Here is a 16,093-nt window from a genome sequence, read left to right as displayed (position 1 = left end):
AGACAAGCTCGCCAGTCTAGTCAGGCCCACCGTTCCACGCAAGGAAAAACACGTTAAGAAACCCTTGTGCAACACGGCCATAAGCGATTTTCCTGTGCCGTGGACTGAACTGCGAAGCAGGTCGCGAAGTCGCCAGCGCGGACGGATGGCGGTACGATGGCGGCCTTTGGCTGCAGGGACCGATTCTGCCCGTCCGGGCACGCGCCCGCAGCCTCCCATCTCAAATCGGGGTTTTCTCGCATCATGCCTGCCGTCATCTGCGGATCGCTCGCCTACGACACCATCATGGTGTTCCAGGATCAGTTCAAGAACCACATCCTGCCCGACCAGATGCACATCCTGAACGTGTCGTTCCTGGTGCCGGCCATGCGGCGCGAGTTCGGCGGCTGCGCCGGCAACATCGCCTACAACCTCAAGCTGCTGGGCGGCGACCCGCTGCCGGTGGCGGCGGTGGGCCAGGATTTCGCGCCCTACCGGCAGCACATGCAGGACTGCGGCATCCGGCTCGATGGCGTGCGCGTGTTCGAGGAGCAGTTCACCCCGCAGTGCTTCATCACCACGGACCTGGACAACAACCAGATCACCGCCTTCCACCCCGGCGCGATGTCCAGTGCGCAGGAGAACCACGTCCGCGACATCCCGCAGATCGACTTCGCGATCGTGGCGCCCGATGGCCGCGAGGCGATGCTGCAACACGTCGACGAATTCGCCGCGCGCGGCGTGCCGTTCATCTTCGATCCCGGCCAGGCGATGCCGTTGTTCAACGGCGACGAGTTCCGCTCGATGATCGCCAAATCGACTTACGTGATCGTCAACGACTACGAATCCCAGTTGCTGCAGACTCGCACCGGCTGGAGTGCGGCGGAGATCGCCAGCCATGTCACCGCCTACATCGTGACCCAGGGTCCACGCGGTTCGGTGATCCACGTGGGCGAGGAGAGCCACCACATTCCGCCGGCGCGCGAGCGCGTCATCGTCGATCCGACCGGCTGCGGCGACGCCTACCGGGCCGGCCTGATGTTCGGCATCATGCATGGCAAGGACTGGCCCACCACCGGCCGGATCGCCTCGCTGATGGGTGCGCTGAAGGTCGAGCACCCCGGCACCCAGAACCAGCGTTTCAACTACGCCGAGTTTGCCGCGGAGTTCGCCGACCAGTTCGGATACGCACTGGACTGAGTGGAAGTCAGCTCGCGGGAAAGCCCATCGTGGCCTGCACCGCCGCTTGCCAGCCGCTGTAGAGGCGCTCGCGACGGGATGCCTCCATCGCGGGATCGAAGCGGCGATCCTGCTGCCACAACCGCGCGATCTGCTCGCGGCTGTCCCAGACGCCGACCGCCAGGCCGGCCAGATAGGCGGCGCCCAGCGCGGTGGTTTCGGTAATCCGGGGCCGCAGCAGCGGCACGCCGAGCATGTCGCTCTGGAACTGGGCCAGGAAATCGTTGCCGATGGCGCCGCCGTCGGCGCGCAACTCCTTCAGCGCGATGCCGGCGTCGGCCTCCATCGCGGCCAGCACGTCGCGCGTCTGGTAGGCCATCGACTCCAGCGCCGCGCGTATCAGGTGCTCGCGGCTCGTGCCGCGCGACAGGCCGAAGATGGCGCCACGCACGTCGGCGTGCCAGTACGGTGCCCCCAGCCCGGCGAAGGCGGGCACCAGATACACACCTTCGGTGGAATCCACGCTGTCGGCGCAGGCTTGCGATTGCTCGGCCCGGTCCAGCAGGTGCAGGCCGTCGCGCAACCATTGCACCACCGAACCGGCCACGAAGATGCTTCCTTCGAGCGCGTACTCCACCTTGTCGCCCAGCTTCCAGGCCAGCGTGGTCAGCAGGCCATGCTGCGACGGCACCGCGGAGTGGCCGGTGTTCATCAGCATGAAGCAGCCGGTGCCATAGGTATTCTTGGCCATGCCCGGCTCGAAGCATGCCTGGCCGAACAGGGCGGCCTGCTGGTCGCCTGCGATGCCGCAGATCGGCACGTCGCGACCGAAAAAATACTTCGGCTCGATGCGCCCGTAGATCTCGCTGCAGCCGCGCACCTGCGGCAGCATCGAGGCGGGCACGCCGAACAGGGCCAACAGGTCGTCGTCCCAGCATTGCCGATGGATGTCGTACAGCAGCGTGCGCGAGGCATTGGTCACGTCGGTGACGTGGGTGCGACCGCCGGTGAGGTTCCACACCAGCCAGCTGTCGATCGTGCCGAACAGCAGTTCACCGCGCTGCGCCCGTTCGCGCACCCCGCTGACGTGCTCGAACAGCCATTTCAGCTTGGTCGCGGAAAAATAGGCGTCCAGCAGCAGACCGGTGCGCTCGCGCACCAGCGCGTCGACGGCCTCGCTGCGCATGGACTCGCACAGTTTCGCCGAATGCCTCGACTGCCACACCAGCGCGTTGTACACCGGCTCGCCGGTAGCACGATCCCAGACCACGGTGGTTTCGCGCTGGTTGGTGATGCCGATACCGGCCACCGCCGACGCCTCGATCCCGGCCTTGTGCATCGCTTCCGTCAGGGTGACCTGGACGCTGGTGAGAATGTCGCGCGGGCGATGCTCGACCCAGCCTGAGCGCGGAAAGATCTGCTCGAACTCGCGCTGTGCCGAAGACACCACGCAACCTTGCGCGTCGAAGACCATCGCGCGTGAACTGGTGGTGCCCTGGTCGATGGCGACGACGAAGTGTGCTTTCCCGCTCATGCCGATTGTGCCTCTGCTCTCTCCGCGGTTGCACCCACCAGCATCGGAACCATCCGCGCCACGTAAGCGTGCACCCGGTGGTGTTCCACCGGACTCAGGCGCAACCCGAGCTTGGTACGGCGCCACAGCACGTCGTCGCCGCTGCGCGCCCATTCCGCGCGGATGAGATAATCCAGTTCGAGCTGGTAGAGGTCGGCGCCGAAGTGCTCACCCAGATCGCCCATGGCGCACGCTTCGCCGAGCAGGGTTTCGGTGCAGGTGCCGTAGTGCCGGAACCAGCGATGCGCGAGCGAGGAAGGCAGCCAGGGCCAACGCTGCGACCAGGCCGCGAGCAGCCGTTCGGCATCGGCAAAATCGCCGCCTGGCAAGGGATCGCCTTGGGCAGTCCATGCCGACCGCTCGGGCCACAAGACCTCAGCCAATTGATCCACCGCTTCCTCGGCAAGTCGCCGGTAGGTGGTGATCTTGCCGCCGAAGACATTCAGCAGCGGGGCGCCCTGTTCGTGGTCCAGCGTGATGCGATAGTCCCGGCTGACCGTGCTGGCGTTGCCATCCTCATCCAGCAGCGGCCGCACGCCGCTGTAACTCCACACGACATCCTTCGGCTGCACCGGCGTGCGGAAGTAGCGATTGACGGCGTCGCACAGGTAGCGAACCTCGCCAGCGTCGATCACGACGTTCGCGGGGTCGGCGGCATAGTCGAGATCGGTGGTGCCCACCAGGGTGTAGTCGTCCTCGTAGGGGATCGCGAACACGATGCGTCGATCGGGCTGCTGGAAGATGTAAGCGTGGTCGTGTTCGAACAGCCGCGGCAGCACGATGTGGCTGCCCTTCACCAGCCGCACGCGTGGATGCCGATCGCGGCCCAGCACGTCACCCAGGAAGCGCCCGGCCCACGGGCCGCACGCATTGACCAGCACCTTCGCACGGCAGCTGTCCATCAGCCCGTCGGGGCCAAGCAGCTGAGCCTGCCACACGCCATCCTCGACGTGCGCGGAGACGCAGCGCGTGCGCACCCGGACATCGGCCCCGAGCCGGTGCGCATCCATCGCGTTGAGCACGACCAGGCGCGCGTCCTGCACCCAGCCATCGGAGTACACGAAACCGCGTGTGTACGTGTTTTTCAACGGCGCGCCGCTGACATGGCTGCGCAGATCCACCGCGCGCGAATCGGCCAGCGTCCGATGGCCGGCACCCAGGCTGTCATACAGCAACAGGCCGAGCCGGATCATCCAGGCCGGGCGCAGGTGCGATTCGTGCGGCAGGACAAACAACAGCGGCCAGGCAATGTGCGGTGCCAGCCGCATGACCACCTCGCGCTCGGCCAGCGCCTTCGCCACCAGCCGGAATTCGTGCTGTTCCAGGTAACGCAAGCCGCCATGGATCAGCTTGGTGCTTGCACTGGAGGTGTGCCCGGCCAGGTCGTCCTGCTCGCAAAGCGTCACCGAAAGTCCGCGGCCTGCCGCATCACGTGCCATTCCCGCCCCATTGATGCCGCCACCGACTATCAGGATGTTCGTGTCATGCCCCGCCATCATCGCCCTCGCCTGCGCCGAGCCGGCAACCCCACGACACGCTAACACGCCGCCCCTGCAACCAGTCGGCCCGTGTCATGGAACGGCCTTCCCGGCACAGCTTTGCTCCTGTTTTGCCAGGAACGTAGCGGGTTGATCGCGGGATGGGCGGCGCTTGCCACCCGAGCGCAGGTCCACCTCGAGAACGAACTCCCTGGCGGTGACCTGTTGCAGGTTGCGGGCGGCGGTGGCGGCGGCAGAAAAGAAAAACCCCCACCGTTGCCGGTGAGGGTGTTTCGGGATAAAGCCCCTGGCGGTGACCTACTCTTGCATGGCAAAGCCACACTACCATCGGCGCATGCGCGTTTCACTTCTGAGTTCGGGATGGGATCAGGTGGGACCACGCCGCTATGGCCGCCAGGGAAGGGGTGGGAGCAGCGCGCGTGCGCCAGCTCCACGTTTCTGAAGAGGCGGCCCTGACGGACGGCTCTTCCGCGAAAGATCCCTCGAGGTGTTGAAGAGTCCGCCATGGATGGCGGGGTGTTGACTCTTCTTTCCGTGAGAGGGATCTCACGTGAGATAAATCGTAAACGAGTGACAAGCGTCGAGGTGAAATTCAACCGTTTCGAGACAGTGCTCGAGGCGGCTCCTTTGAAGAGTCCGGCCAGGGATGGCCGGTGGCTCCGCAGAGGGACCTGCGTCAAACAAAGCCACTTGGGGTTATATGGTCAAGCCGCACGGCTCATTAGTACAGGTAAGCTCAACGCATTGCTGCGCTTCCACATCCTGCCTATCAACCACCTGGTCTTGATGGTGCCTTCAGGAGAGTCAAGCTCTCGGGAGATCTCATCTTGGGGCGTGCTTCCCGCTTAGATGCTTTCAGCGGTTATCACTTCCGTTCATAGCTACCGGGCAATGCCATTGGCATGACAACCCGAACACCAGCGGAACGTCCACTCCGGTCCTCTCGTACTAGGAGCAGCCCCCCTCAAATCTCCAACGCCCACGACAGATAGGGACCGAACTGTCTCACGACGTTCTGAACCCAGCTCGCGTACCACTTTAAATGGCGAACAGCCATACCCTTGGGACCGGCTACAGCCCCAGGATGTGATGAGCCGACATCGAGGTGCCAAACACCGCCGTCGATATGAACTCTTGGGCGGTATCAGCCTGTTATCCCCGGAGTACCTTTTATCCGTTGAGCGATGGCCCTTCCATACAGAACCACCGGATCACTAAGACCTACTTTCGTACCTGCTTGATCCGTCGATCTCGCAGTCAAGCACGCTTATGCCTTTGCACACAGTGCGCGATGTCCGACCGCGCTGAGCGTACCTTCGTGCTCCTCCGTTACTCTTTGGGAGGAGACCGCCCCAGTCAAACTACCCACCATACACGGTCCCTGATCCGGATTACGGATCGAGGTTAGAACGTCAAGCACTTCAGGGTGGTATTTCAAGGATGGCTCCACCAGAACTGGCGTCCTGGTTTCAAAGCCTCCCACCTATCCTACACAGAAGAACTCAACGTTCAGTGTAAAGCTATAGTAAAGGTTCACGGGGTCTTTCCGTCTTGCCGCGGGAACGCTGCATCTTCACAGCGAATTCAATTTCACTGAGTCTCGGGTGGAGACAGCGCCGCTGTCGTTACGCCATTCGTGCAGGTCGGAACTTACCCGACAAGGAATTTCGCTACCTTAGGACCGTTATAGTTACGGCCGCCGTTTACTGGGGCTTCGATCAAGAGCTTCGCCTTGCGGCTGACCCCATCAATTAACCTTCCAGCACCGGGCAGGCGTCACACCCTATACGTCCACTTTCGTGTTTGCAGAGTGCTGTGTTTTTGATAAACAGTCGCAGCGGCCAGGTTACTGCGACCCATCGGTGCTCAGCTACGCATGTAGCCACACTGATGGGCGCACCTTCTCCCGAAGTTACGGTGCCATTTTGCCTAGTTCCTTCACCCGAGTTCTCTCAAGCGCCTTGGGATTCTCACCCTGCCTACCAGTGTCGGTTTACGGTACGGTTCTTCTACAGCTGAAGCTTAGTGGCTTTTCCTGGAAGCGTAGTATCAGTCACTTCGCCCAAAAGGGCTCGTCATAAGTGCTCGGCATAAAGGATCCCGGATTTGCCAAAGATCCATGCCTACCTCCTTTCCCCGGGACAACCAACGCCCGGTAGACCTAACTTTCTCCGTCCCCACATCGCACTGTAGAAAAGTGCGGGAATATTAACCCGCTTCCCATCGACTACGCATTTCTGCCTCGCCTTAGGGGCCGACTCACCCTGCGCCGATGAACGTTGCGCGAGGAAACCTTGGGCTTTCGGCGGGGGGGCTTTTCACCCCCCTTATCGTTACTCATGTCAGCATTCGCACTTCCGATACCTCCAGCAGACTTTACAATCCACCTTCACAGGCTTACGGAACGCTCCTCTACCGCGCACATTGCTGTGCACCCCGAGCTTCGGTGTCTAGCTTAGCCCCGTTAAATCTTCCGCGCAGACCGACTCGACCAGTGAGCTATTACGCTTTCTTTAAAGGATGGCTGCTTCTAAGCCAACCTCCTGGCTGTCTATGCCTTTCCACATCGTTTTCCACTTAGCTAGAACTTGGGGACCTTAGCTGCGGGTCTGGGTTGTTTCCCTTTTCACGACGGACGTTAGCACCCGCCGTGTGTCTCCCGGATAGTCTGTCCTGGTATTCGGAGTTTGCCATGGTTTGCTAAGTCGCGATGACCCGCTAGCCATAACAGTGCTCTACCCCCAGGAAGATTCGTCCGAGGCGCTACCTAAATAGCTTTCGAGGAGAACCAGCTATCTCCGAGTTTGTTTAGCCTTTCACTCCTATCCTCAGCTCATCCCCATCTATTGCAACAGATGTGGGTTCGGTCCTCCAGTGCGTGTTACCGCACCTTCAACCTGGCCAAGGATAGATCACTCGGTTTCGGGTCTACTGCCTGAGACTATGCGCCCTATTCAGACTCGATTTCTCTTCGCCTCCCCTATACGGTTAAGCTTGCCACAGACAGTAAGTCGCTGACCCATTATACAAAAGGTACGCAGTCACCCTTGCGGGCTTCCACTGCTTGTACGTATACGGTTTCAGGGTCTATTTCACTCCCCTCTCCGGGGTTCTTTTCGCCTTTCCCTCACGGTACTAGTTCGCTATCGGTCAGTCAGGAGTATTTAGCCTTGGAGGATGGTCCCCCCATGTTCAGACAAGGTTTCACGTGCCCCGCCTTACTCAATTTCATATCAAGTGCCCTTTCGTCGACTGGGCTATCACCATCTATGGCCGGCCTTTCCATGCCGTTTGACTAAAACACAAGATACTTTTGGGCTAGTCCGCGTTCGCTCGTCGCTACTGACGGAATCTCGGTTGATTTCTTTTCCTCCGGGTACTTAGATATTTCAGTTCCCCGGGTTCGCCTTGCATGACTATGTATTCATCATGCAATACCGCTTGCGCGGTGGGTTTCCCCATTCGGACATTGCCGGATCAAAGCTTGTTGCCAGCTCCCCGACACTTTTCGCAGGCTGCCACGTCCTTCATCGCCTCTGACTGCCAAGGCATCCACCGTATACGCTTAGTCGCTTGACCATATAACCCCAAGTCGCCTCGGGGCACGCCCCCTCCTCAGGGGCAGCCAAGTTACTTCGTTTCGTGCCTTAACACTTGCCTCGGTTCGGTTCGAACCAAGACGCTTGTCACTCGTTTACGTGTTTTCAAAGAACATCGTGCCGGCCTCAATGCCGGTCGATTTCAAATCTTTTGTGTGCTGATATTTTACGCAGCGACATCCTGGTGGAGCCTATCGGGATCGAACCGATGACCCCCTGCTTGCAAAGCAGGTGCTCTCCCAGCTGAGCTAAGGCCCCGTCGAAGGGATATCCGGATTGTTCCGAACCTCGGAACAATGGTGGGTCTGGGTGGACTCGAACCACCGGCCTCACCCTTATCAGGGGTGCGCTCTAACCACCTGAGCTACAGACCCAGAGATCGAGCCCCAGAACCTACACCAGCCTCTCTCGAACTTCCGTTCGGAGCAGCTTTTGTTGAAGAGTCCGGCCACGGATGGCCGGTCTTGATGTTCGCTCTTCGCAAAAGGGACTTTGCGTAAAATACAGGTGTCTTGTGTGGACGTCTTGCACCGATTGGTGCGACGTGTCGTTCTCGAAAGGAGGTGATCCAGCCGCACCTTCCGATACGGCTACCTTGTTACGACTTCACCCCAGTCATGAACCACTCCGTGGGCGTCGTCCTCCTTGCGGTTAGACTAACGCCTTCTGGAGCAACCCACTCCCATGGTGTGACGGGCGGTGTGTACAAGGCCCGGGAACGTATTCACCGCGGCATAGCTGATCCGCGATTACTAGCGATTCCGACTTCATGGAGTCGAGTTGCAGACTCCAATCCGGACTGGGATCGGCTTTCTGGGATTGGCTCCACCTCGCGGTATTGCAACCCTCTGTACCGACCATTGTAGTACGTGTGTAGCCCTGGCCGTAAGGGCCATGAGGACTTGACGTCATCCCCACCTTCCTCCGGTTTGTCACCGGCAGTCTCCTTAGAGTTCCCGACATTACTCGCTGGCAACTAAGGACAAGGGTTGCGCTCGTTGCGGGACTTAACCCAACATCTCACGACACGAGCTGACGACAGCCATGCAGCACCTGTGTTCCGATTCCCGAAGGCACTCCCGCATCTCTGCAGGATTCCGGACATGTCAAGGCCAGGTAAGGTTCTTCGCGTTGCATCGAATTAAACCACATACTCCACCGCTTGTGCGGGCCCCCGTCAATTCCTTTGAGTTTCAGTCTTGCGACCGTACTCCCCAGGCGGCGAACTTAACGCGTTAGCTTCGACACTGATCTCCGAGTTGAGACCAACATCCAGTTCGCATCGTTTAGGGCGTGGACTACCAGGGTATCTAATCCTGTTTGCTCCCCACGCTTTCGTGCTTCAGCGTCAGTGTTGTCCCAGATGGCCGCCTTCGCCACTGATGTTCCTCCCGATCTCTACGCATTTCACCGCTACACCGGGAATTCCACCATCCTCTGACACACTCTAGCTCGCCAGTATCCATCGCCATTCCCAGGTTGAGCCCGGGGATTTCACGACAGACTTAACGAACCGCCTACGCACCCTTTACGCCCAGTAATTCCGATTAACGCTTGCACCCTTCGTATTACCGCGGCTGCTGGCACGAAGTTAGCCGGTGCTTATTCCTCAGGTACCGTCAGACTGCACACGTATTAAGCATGCAGATTTCGCTCCTGATAAAAGTGCTTTACAACCCGAAGGCCTTCTTCACACACGCGGCATTGCTGGATCAGGCTTGCGCCCATTGTCCAATATTCCCCACTGCTGCCTCCCGTAGGAGTCTGGGCCGTGTCTCAGTCCCAGTGTGGCTGATCATCCTCTCAGACCAGCTAGCGATCGTCGCCTTGGTGGGCCATTACCCCGCCAACTAGCTAATCGCACATCGGTTCGTCCTGCCGCGCGAGGCCTAAAAGGTCCCCCGCTTTCTCCCGTAGGACGTATGCGGTATTAGTCCCGGTTTCCCGAGGTTATCCCCCACGTCAGGGTAGATCCCGATGCATTACTCACCCGTCCGCCACTCGCCACCCAAGGAGCAAGCTCCTCTGTGCTGCCGTTCGACTTGCATGTGTTAGGCATGCCGCCAGCGTTCAATCTGAGCCAGGATCAAACTCTTCACTTAAGTTTTCGATGACCGAAGCCATCTATCTTTCCGAAGCGTATGTTCCCAACCAATCAAAACTCATTACTGACTTTTTACTTGGTGGGACGCTTGCATTGCTTGGACAGGTCACGACCCATCAACGCAAGACGTCCACACAATTCACCTGCGCACACTGTCAAAGATCTTCGCTGCCCGACCGCCTTTCGGTGATCGCCCCGTGACCTTTCGTCCCGGGTGAGCCGCCCATTCTACATCGCTTTCCGAGACCGTCAACACCCTCGATGGAAAAATTTCGACGGTGTTTTGTTGCGGAATCTTCGCCGACAGGGCCTGTCGTCGAAGGGGCGAGCATGATAGCGCCCCGCGGCGTTCGTGGGAAGGGTCTGCGTACAGTTTCTTCCAGGCAATGGAGCGCCGAGGGCCGTGGAACGGCCTCGCCGCACCATCGCGCAGAGGGTTGGCCTGCATCAGGATCCCGCAGCGCCACGCGAAAACAGCGGCCGCGCCGGACAGGTCTCCTGCGACAGCGCCACGGCGCGCGTGGGCGGAGTCGCGAGCGCCGGTTCAGGCAGCAAGCCGACTCGATAGGGGATGAAATCTTCCGGGCGCATGCGTTCGAACGCGTCCCAGTCATCTTCGAAGGGAATGAACCGCAGCATGGGATGCTCCTGATCCGGCGCGCACCATCCGTGCGCGAGTTCATCAGAGCAGTCGGCGCGGCCAGTTCGCCGGCAGGGTCTGGCCGTTTGCGGGCGCAACGCTGCGCTTAGTCGATCTCGATCATCTCGAAGTCGTCCTTGGTCGTGCCGCAATCCGGGCAGGTCCAGGTCTCGGGTACGTCTTCCCAGCGCGTGCCTGCCGGGATGCCCTCGTCGGGGACGCCCTGCGATTCATCGTAGATGTAGCCGCATACGACGCACATCCATTTGCGCGTGGCAGCGGCACCGGGGGAACTCTGGCTCATGGTCGGGCTTCTTCGGATGACTGGGAATAGGACATTCTCGCAACTCGACCGACAATGCGAAAGCACGACAATGATCCGGCCATCTTCACGCCACTCGGAAATCCGCCCATGAAACACCCCACTACGCTCGCACAACGTGGCCTGTACGCGATCACCAACGGACCGCGCCCCGACCTGCTCGACGTGGTGGCACAGGCGCTGGCCGGCGGCGCACGGCTGCTGCAATATCTGGACGAGGAGCCCGGCGATGTGCGCCGCCACGCCGAGGCCACGGCGATCGCGCAATTGTGCCGGCGGCATGCTGTGCCGCTGATCATCCACGAGGACGCGGCGCTGGCGCAGGCCGTCGGTGCCGATGGCGTGCATCTGGCGCACTCGGTCGACACAATCCGCACGGCCCGCGAACGCCTTGGCCCAACCGCCATCATCGGCGTCGCCTGTCGCGACTCGCTCGCCGACGCGCGCAGCGCGGCACAGGCCGGCGCCAGTTACGTATCGTTCGGTGCGATGTATCCGTCGCCGACCAAGCCGCAGGCAACGATCGCCCCGGTGGATCTGCTGAGGCAAAGCGCCGCGCTGGGCGTGGCACGGGTGGCGATCGGCGGCATCACGCCGGACAATGCTGCCTTGCTGATCGAGGCCGGCGCCGATTACGTGGCTTCGATTTCCTCCCTGTTCGCTGCGCCCGACGTGCGCGACGCGGCTCAGCGTTTCGCCCGGCTGTTTCCCTCGCCCAATCCTTGAGAATCCGATGACGACCAACCACGAACTGTTCCAGCGCGCCCTTCCGTTGTTGCCCGGCGGCGTGAATTCGCCGGTGCGCGCATTCAAGTCGGTCGGCGGCGAACCGTTCTTTACCGCCCGCGCCGATGGCGCGTATCTGTGGGATGTCGAAGGGACGCGCTACATCGACTATGTCGGCTCGTGGGGCCCGATGATCGTCGGCCACAACCATCCCGCCGTGCGCGAGGCGGTGGAACGCGCGGTGCGTGACGGCCTTTCCTTCGGCACGCCGTGCGCAGCCGAAGTGGTGATGGCCGAAACGATCACGCGGTTGATCCCGTCGATCGAGATGGTGCGCATGGTCAATTCCGGCACCGAGGCGACCATGTCGGCGATCCGGCTCGCCCGCGGCGCCACCGGCCGCAGCAAGATCGTGAAGTTCGAGGGCTGCTACCACGGCCACGGCGACAGCTTCCTGGTCAAGGCCGGCTCCGGTGCGCTGACCTTCGGCGTGCCGACCTCGCCGGGCGTGCCGAAGGCAAATGCGGATCTCACGCTCACCCTGCCGTACAACGACCTCGCTGCCGCGCAGGCGCTGTTCGCCGAACTGGGCGACGAGATCGCCGGGCTGATCATCGAGCCGGTTGCCGGCAACATGAACTGCATCCCGCCGGTGGACGGCTATCTGCAAGGCCTGCGCGAACTGTGCACACGACATGGTGCCGTGCTGATCTTCGACGAGGTGATGACCGGTTTCCGGGTGGCGCTGGGCGGCGCGCAGGCGCATTACGGCGTCACGCCGGACCTGACCACGTTCGGCAAGATCATCGGCGGCGGCATGCCGGTCGGCGCCTACGGCGGCCGCAGGGACCTGATGGAGCAGATTGCTCCGTCGGGCCCGATCTACCAGGCCGGCACGCTCAGCGGCAATCCGGTGGCGATGGCCGCGGGCCTGGCGATGCTGGAGCTGATCCAGGCGCCCGGCTTCCATGATCGTCTGGCCGCGCGCACGCGTCTGCTCTGCGACGGCCTGCAATCGGTCGCCGACGGCGAGGGCGTGGCGTTCAGCACGAACCGCGTGGGCGGCATGTTCGGCCTGTTCTTCAGCGCCGGGCGAGTGAACAGCTACGCGCAGGCCACGGCCGCCGACGTTACGCTGTTCAATCGCTTTTTCCACGGCATGCTGAAGCGCGGCGTGTATCTGGCGCCTTCCGCTTTCGAGGCGGGGTTCATGTCCAGCGCACACAGCGACCAGGACATCGCCGATACCCTGGAGGCTGCACGCGGCGCCCTGCGCGACGCGCGCGGCTGATTCACCAGCTGCCGGTGTTGGGCATGGACGCCCACGGTTCGCGCGGCGGCAAGTGGCCTTCCTGCAGCAGTTCGACGGAAACCAGGTCGGGCGAACGCACGAACGCCATGTGGCCGTCGCGCGGCGGGCGATGGATGGTGTAACCCATGTCCAGCAACCGCTGGCAGGTGGCGTAGATGTCCTCCACCCGGAAGGCGAGGTGGCCGAAGTTGCGCGCGCTGCCGTAATCCTCGGTGGAACCCCAGTTGTACGTCAGCTCGATTTCCGCCTCGGGGCTGTCCGGCGCAGCCAGGAATACCAGGGTGAACTGGCCCTGGGCGTTTTCCATGCGGCGCACTTCACGCAGACCCAGACCTTCGCAGTAGAAGCGCAGCGAGGCATCGATGTCGCGCACGCGCACCATGGTGTGCAGATATTTCATGGTCCACTCCTGTCTGTCGCGGGTTTCCCGCCTGCGACGAAATCGTTCAACGCGTGGTGCAGGCGGGAAAGGCCTTCGGCCAGTTCCTCGTCGGTGATGGACAACGGCGGCACGAAGCGCAGCACGTCCGCGCCGGCCTGCAACAGCAGCAAGCCGCGAGCCGCGGCGTGGTCGAGGATGTCGCCGGCCCTGCCCTTGTAAGCATCCGCCAGCACGGCACCGATCATCAGGCCACGCCCGCGCACTTCGTCGAACAGTGCCAGTTGCTGGTTGATCCGGGCCAGGCCCGCGCGCAAATCGTTGGCCTGGCGCTCGACGTTGGCAAGGATCGCCGGCGAGGCCAGCTTGGCCAGCGCCACGCGCGCCACCGCGGCGGCCATCGGATTGCCGCCGAAGGTGGTGCCGTGCGACCCGTACTGCATCGTGTCGGCCACTTTCGGTCCCGCCAGCATGGCGCCGATGGGGAAACCGCAGCCCAGGGCCTTGGCCAGGGTGATGATGTCCGGCTTGACCTGGCCGTGCGCGAACAGCTCGCCGGTGCGGCCCATGCCGCACTGGATTTCGTCCAGCACGAGCAAGGCGTCGTGCTCGTCGCACAGCTCGCGCACGCGTTCGAGGAAACCCGGCGCCGCCGGCACCACACCGCCTTCGCCCTGGATGGGCTCCAGCATCACGGCGGCAATGCCGCCGGCCTCGAAGGCCAGTTCCAGCGCTGCCGTGTCGTTGTAGTCGAGGTAGCGAAAGCCGGCAGGCAACGGCTCGTATCCGGCCTGGTATTTCGGCTGCGCCGTCGCGGTCACCGTGGCCAGCGTGCGACCGTGGAAGGAACCCTTGAAGGTGACGATGATGCGTCGCTCCACCGGGCGCCCCTGCGCAGCCGCCCAGCGGCGCACCAGCTTGATCGCCGCCTCGTTCGCCTCCGCACCGGAGTTGCACAGGAATACGCGCTCGGCGAAACCCGAAGCCACGACCAGTTCCTCGGCCAGGCGCAGCGGCGGCTCGGTGTAGAACACGTTGCTGGCGTGCCACAGCTTGTGCGCCTGAGTGGCCAGCGCAGCGAGCAGATCCGGGTCCTGGTGTCCCAGCGAGTTCACCGCGATGCCGGCGCCGAAGTCGATGTAGTCGCGGCCCTGCGTGTCCCACACGCGCGACCCGCGACCGTGATCGAGCACCAGCTCGCGCGGCTTGTAGACCGGCAGCCAGTAACGCTTGCCGAGGTCCAGCAGTTCCTGTTCGGGCGAGCTCATGAGCGCTCCAGGAACAGGTCCGGCAACAGCTCGGCGCCGGGCTCGACGGCGTACTGGTCGAAATCGGTCACGCCGGTTTCGCGCAGCACTTCGTCGTCGATCGCGAAATGGCCGGTGTAGTCGCGGGCCGGCCGGGTCAGGATGGCGTGGGCGGCATCGGCCACGATCTCCGGACGGCGGCACTGCCCGGCGGTGACGCCGTCGATCATCGCAATCGCGGCGGTGGCGATTACCGTGCGCGGCCACAGCGCGTTGACCGCGATGCCGAGCGGGGCGAACTCGGCGCTCATGCCCAGCACGCACAGGCTCATGCCCATCTTGGCGATGGTGTAGGCGACATGCGGGGCGAACCATTTCGGATCGAGGCTGGGCGGCGGCGACAGCATCAGCACATGCGGGTTGGTCGCTTTCTTCAGGTACGGCAGGCAGGCCTGGGTGACCAGGAAGGTGCCGCGGGTGTTGACCTGGTGCATCAGGTCGAAGCGCTTCATCGGCGTGCCTTCGGTGCCGGCCAGCCAGATCGCGCTGGCGTTGTTGACCACGATGTCGATGCCGCCGAAATGCTCCGCCGCCCGCGCCGCCGCGGCGACCACCTCGGCCTCCTCGCGGATGTCCACCTGCAGCGCCAGCGCACGACCGCCCGCCGCTTCGATGTCGGCCGCAGCGGTGTGGATGGTGCCGGGCAGCTTGGGATTGGGCACCGCGCTCTTGGCCGCGATCACGATGTTGGCGCCGTCGCGTGCGGCCCGGCGCGCAATCGCCAGGCCGATGCCGCGCGAGGCGCCGGTGATGAACAAGGTCTTGCCAGCGAGCGAACTCATGCGAATCGACTCCATGGGATGAACGTCCAGTGTAGCCGGGCCGCTCACGCCTTCTGGAAGCGCGGCAGGATGTCGCGCAGCTCGGCCAGGCGCTGCAACGGATCGGTCAACTCCAGCATGCGCTGTTGTTCGCCGGTGTCCAGCGGCAGCAGCTCGGCCAGGCGAAAACCCAGCCAACTGGCATCTTCGTAGTCGCTGCGCGCGGCATGCCGCCAATGCGGCGCCATCGTCTCGATCAGTCGTTCGAGGATGCTCTGCAGCAGGGCGAACTCCACCGGCACCTCCTGCACCGGCTCGCCGGGCCAGCGTTCGGCGTTGCCGCGCAACTGGCCATCGGCGCGCGCGCGGCTGCGCGAAACGCGAAAGCGCGCACCCCCTTCGGCCACGATGCCGAGCAGGCCGTTCTCGTCGCGCTGGAAATCGCTGATGCGCGCCAACGTGCCGATCGCCGCCGGCACGGCCGGCTCGCCAGTCTCGCGCCCGGCCAGGATCAGGCACACGCCGAACGGGCTGCCGTCACGGCAGCATTCGCGCACCAGATCCAGATAACGCGGCTCGAAGATGCGCAGGTGCAGCCGCCCACCGGGAAACAGCACGGAGGAGAGCGGGAACAGCGGGATGTCGAGCAGCTCGGATTTGACGGCCATCGGCCGAGTGTACCCAGTGCCCACCACGCCGGTCTGCGCGCAGCG

The 16,093-nt window shown here is 62.8% G+C and carries 12 protein-coding genes, 2 tRNA genes and 3 rRNA genes; 4 read left to right on the top strand and 13 right to left on the bottom strand.

Features of this window, described 5'->3' with window-relative positions; genetic code table 11:
• Positions 1–243 precede the first annotated feature (243 nt).
• Positions 244–1,179 (top strand): carbohydrate kinase family protein, encoded by a 936-nt coding sequence (locus ACVCL3_RS13545; RefSeq protein ID WP_395120254.1) that lies wholly within the window; start codon positions 244–246, stop codon positions 1,177–1,179.
• 7 nt (positions 1,180–1,186) lie between these two features.
• On the opposite strand, the gene glpK is transcribed toward ACVCL3_RS13545, so the two are convergent.
• The 7 genes from glpK to ACVCL3_RS13510 all read right to left on the bottom strand — a co-directional run bounded on the left by glpK (position 1,187) and on the right by ACVCL3_RS13510 (position 9,931).
• Positions 1,187–2,692, bottom strand: a complete 1,506-nt coding sequence (glpK, locus tag ACVCL3_RS13540) for a glycerol kinase GlpK (RefSeq protein ID WP_447098021.1) — start codon at positions 2,690–2,692, stop codon at positions 1,187–1,189.
• The gene (glpD, locus tag ACVCL3_RS13535) at positions 2,689–4,227 is read right to left on the bottom strand and encodes a glycerol-3-phosphate dehydrogenase (protein ID WP_447101532.1); all 1,539 of its coding nucleotides are present in this window, start codon (positions 4,225–4,227) and stop codon (positions 2,689–2,691) included. The genes glpK and glpD overlap by 4 nt, the downstream gene beginning before the upstream one ends.
• A gap of 287 nt (positions 4,228–4,514) precedes the next feature.
• Positions 4,515–4,628 (bottom strand): 5S ribosomal RNA (rrf, locus tag ACVCL3_RS13530).
• Between the two features lie 302 nt (positions 4,629–4,930).
• Positions 4,931–7,809: ribosomal RNA gene (locus tag ACVCL3_RS13525) — 23S ribosomal RNA — on the bottom strand.
• A 202-nt stretch (positions 7,810–8,011) separates the two neighbouring features.
• Positions 8,012–8,087: transfer RNA gene (locus tag ACVCL3_RS13520), tRNA-Ala, on the bottom strand.
• A gap of 39 nt (positions 8,088–8,126) precedes the next feature.
• Positions 8,127–8,203 (bottom strand) — tRNA-Ile (locus ACVCL3_RS13515).
• Positions 8,204–8,385: 182 nt separating this feature from the next.
• Positions 8,386–9,931, bottom strand: a 16S ribosomal RNA gene (locus ACVCL3_RS13510).
• The 16S, 23S and 5S rRNA genes sit together here with 2 tRNA genes alongside, the layout of an rRNA operon.
• 8 nt (positions 9,932–9,939) lie before the next feature.
• Between ACVCL3_RS13510 and ACVCL3_RS13505 the strand changes: the two genes are divergently transcribed.
• A complete protein-coding gene (locus ACVCL3_RS13505) occupies positions 9,940–10,134 on the top strand; it encodes a hypothetical protein (RefSeq protein WP_395120256.1) in 195 nt (64 codons plus the stop codon).
• 246 nt (positions 10,135–10,380) lie between these two features.
• On the opposite strand, the gene ACVCL3_RS13500 is transcribed toward ACVCL3_RS13505, so the two are convergent.
• Positions 10,381–10,572, bottom strand: coding sequence for a hypothetical protein (locus tag ACVCL3_RS13500; RefSeq protein WP_447099659.1), 192 nt, complete (start codon positions 10,570–10,572; stop codon positions 10,381–10,383).
• A gap of 107 nt (positions 10,573–10,679) precedes the next feature.
• Entirely contained in the window at positions 10,680–10,877 is a 198-nt protein-coding gene (locus ACVCL3_RS13495; RefSeq protein ID WP_395120258.1) for a rubredoxin, read from the bottom strand.
• Positions 10,878–10,985: 108 nt separating this feature from the next.
• Here ACVCL3_RS13495 and thiE point away from each other — a divergent pair, with 108 nt between their 5' ends.
• Together thiE and hemL are read left to right on the top strand one after the other, a co-directional pair.
• Entirely contained in the window at positions 10,986–11,621 is a 636-nt protein-coding gene (thiE, locus tag ACVCL3_RS13490; RefSeq protein ID WP_447098019.1) for a thiamine phosphate synthase, read from the top strand.
• Positions 11,622–11,628: 7 nt separating this feature from the next.
• Complete coding sequence (hemL, locus tag ACVCL3_RS13485; protein ID WP_447099658.1) at positions 11,629–12,912, top strand: glutamate-1-semialdehyde 2,1-aminomutase; 1,284 nt, start codon at positions 11,629–11,631, stop codon at positions 12,910–12,912.
• Between the two features lies 1 nt (position 12,913).
• On the opposite strand, the gene ACVCL3_RS13480 is transcribed toward hemL, so the two are convergent.
• From ACVCL3_RS13480 to ACVCL3_RS13465, 4 genes are read right to left on the bottom strand one after another with little or no spacing between them, the layout of a single operon-like run.
• Positions 12,914–13,333, bottom strand: a complete 420-nt coding sequence (locus tag ACVCL3_RS13480) for a VOC family protein (protein WP_447098017.1) — start codon at positions 13,331–13,333, stop codon at positions 12,914–12,916.
• Positions 13,330–14,580, bottom strand: a complete 1,251-nt coding sequence (locus ACVCL3_RS13475) for an acetylornithine/succinylornithine family transaminase (protein ID WP_447099657.1) — start codon at positions 14,578–14,580, stop codon at positions 13,330–13,332. The genes ACVCL3_RS13480 and ACVCL3_RS13475 overlap by 4 nt, the downstream gene beginning before the upstream one ends.
• A complete protein-coding gene (locus tag ACVCL3_RS13470; RefSeq protein ID WP_447098015.1) occupies positions 14,577–15,401 on the bottom strand; it encodes an SDR family oxidoreductase in 825 nt (274 codons plus the stop codon). The genes ACVCL3_RS13475 and ACVCL3_RS13470 overlap by 4 nt, the downstream gene beginning before the upstream one ends.
• A 44-nt stretch (positions 15,402–15,445) precedes the next feature.
• Complete coding sequence (locus ACVCL3_RS13465) at positions 15,446–16,048, bottom strand: LON peptidase substrate-binding domain-containing protein (protein WP_395120264.1); 603 nt, start codon at positions 16,046–16,048, stop codon at positions 15,446–15,448.
• Between the last annotated feature and the right edge of the window lie 45 nt (positions 16,049–16,093).

This window comes from Rhodanobacter sp. UC4437_H4 (assembly GCF_052978425.1).
Note: the sequence above shows the minus strand (reverse complement) of the source record. Positions and strands in the feature narration are given on the sequence as shown.

Bases quoted from the DNA above. Each gene is read 5' to 3' on its own strand.
- ACVCL3_RS13465 (WP_395120264.1), bottom strand. From the start codon at position 16,048: ATGGCCGTCAAATCCGAGCTGCTCGACATCCCGCTGTTCCCGCTCTCC.
- glpK (WP_447098021.1), bottom strand. From the start codon at position 2,692: ATGAGCGGGAAAGCACACTTCGTCGTCGCCATCGACCAGGGCACCACC.
- hemL (WP_447099658.1), top strand. From the start codon at position 11,629: ATGACGACCAACCACGAACTGTTCCAGCGCGCCCTTCCGTTGTTGCCC.
- ACVCL3_RS13470 (WP_447098015.1), bottom strand. From the start codon at position 15,401: ATGAGTTCGCTCGCTGGCAAGACCTTGTTCATCACCGGCGCCTCGCGC.
- ACVCL3_RS13480 (WP_447098017.1), bottom strand. From the start codon at position 13,333: ATGAAATATCTGCACACCATGGTGCGCGTGCGCGACATCGATGCCTCG.
- ACVCL3_RS13505 (WP_395120256.1), top strand. From the start codon at position 9,940: ATGACCGAAGCCATCTATCTTTCCGAAGCGTATGTTCCCAACCAATCA.
- ACVCL3_RS13500 (WP_447099659.1), bottom strand. From the start codon at position 10,572: ATGCTGCGGTTCATTCCCTTCGAAGATGACTGGGACGCGTTCGAACGC.
- glpD (WP_447101532.1), bottom strand. From the start codon at position 4,227: ATGGCGGGGCATGACACGAACATCCTGATAGTCGGTGGCGGCATCAAT.
- ACVCL3_RS13545 (WP_395120254.1), top strand. From the start codon at position 244: ATGCCTGCCGTCATCTGCGGATCGCTCGCCTACGACACCATCATGGTG.
- ACVCL3_RS13475 (WP_447099657.1), bottom strand. From the start codon at position 14,580: ATGAGCTCGCCCGAACAGGAACTGCTGGACCTCGGCAAGCGTTACTGG.
- thiE (WP_447098019.1), top strand. From the start codon at position 10,986: ATGAAACACCCCACTACGCTCGCACAACGTGGCCTGTACGCGATCACC.
- ACVCL3_RS13495 (WP_395120258.1), bottom strand. From the start codon at position 10,877: ATGAGCCAGAGTTCCCCCGGTGCCGCTGCCACGCGCAAATGGATGTGC.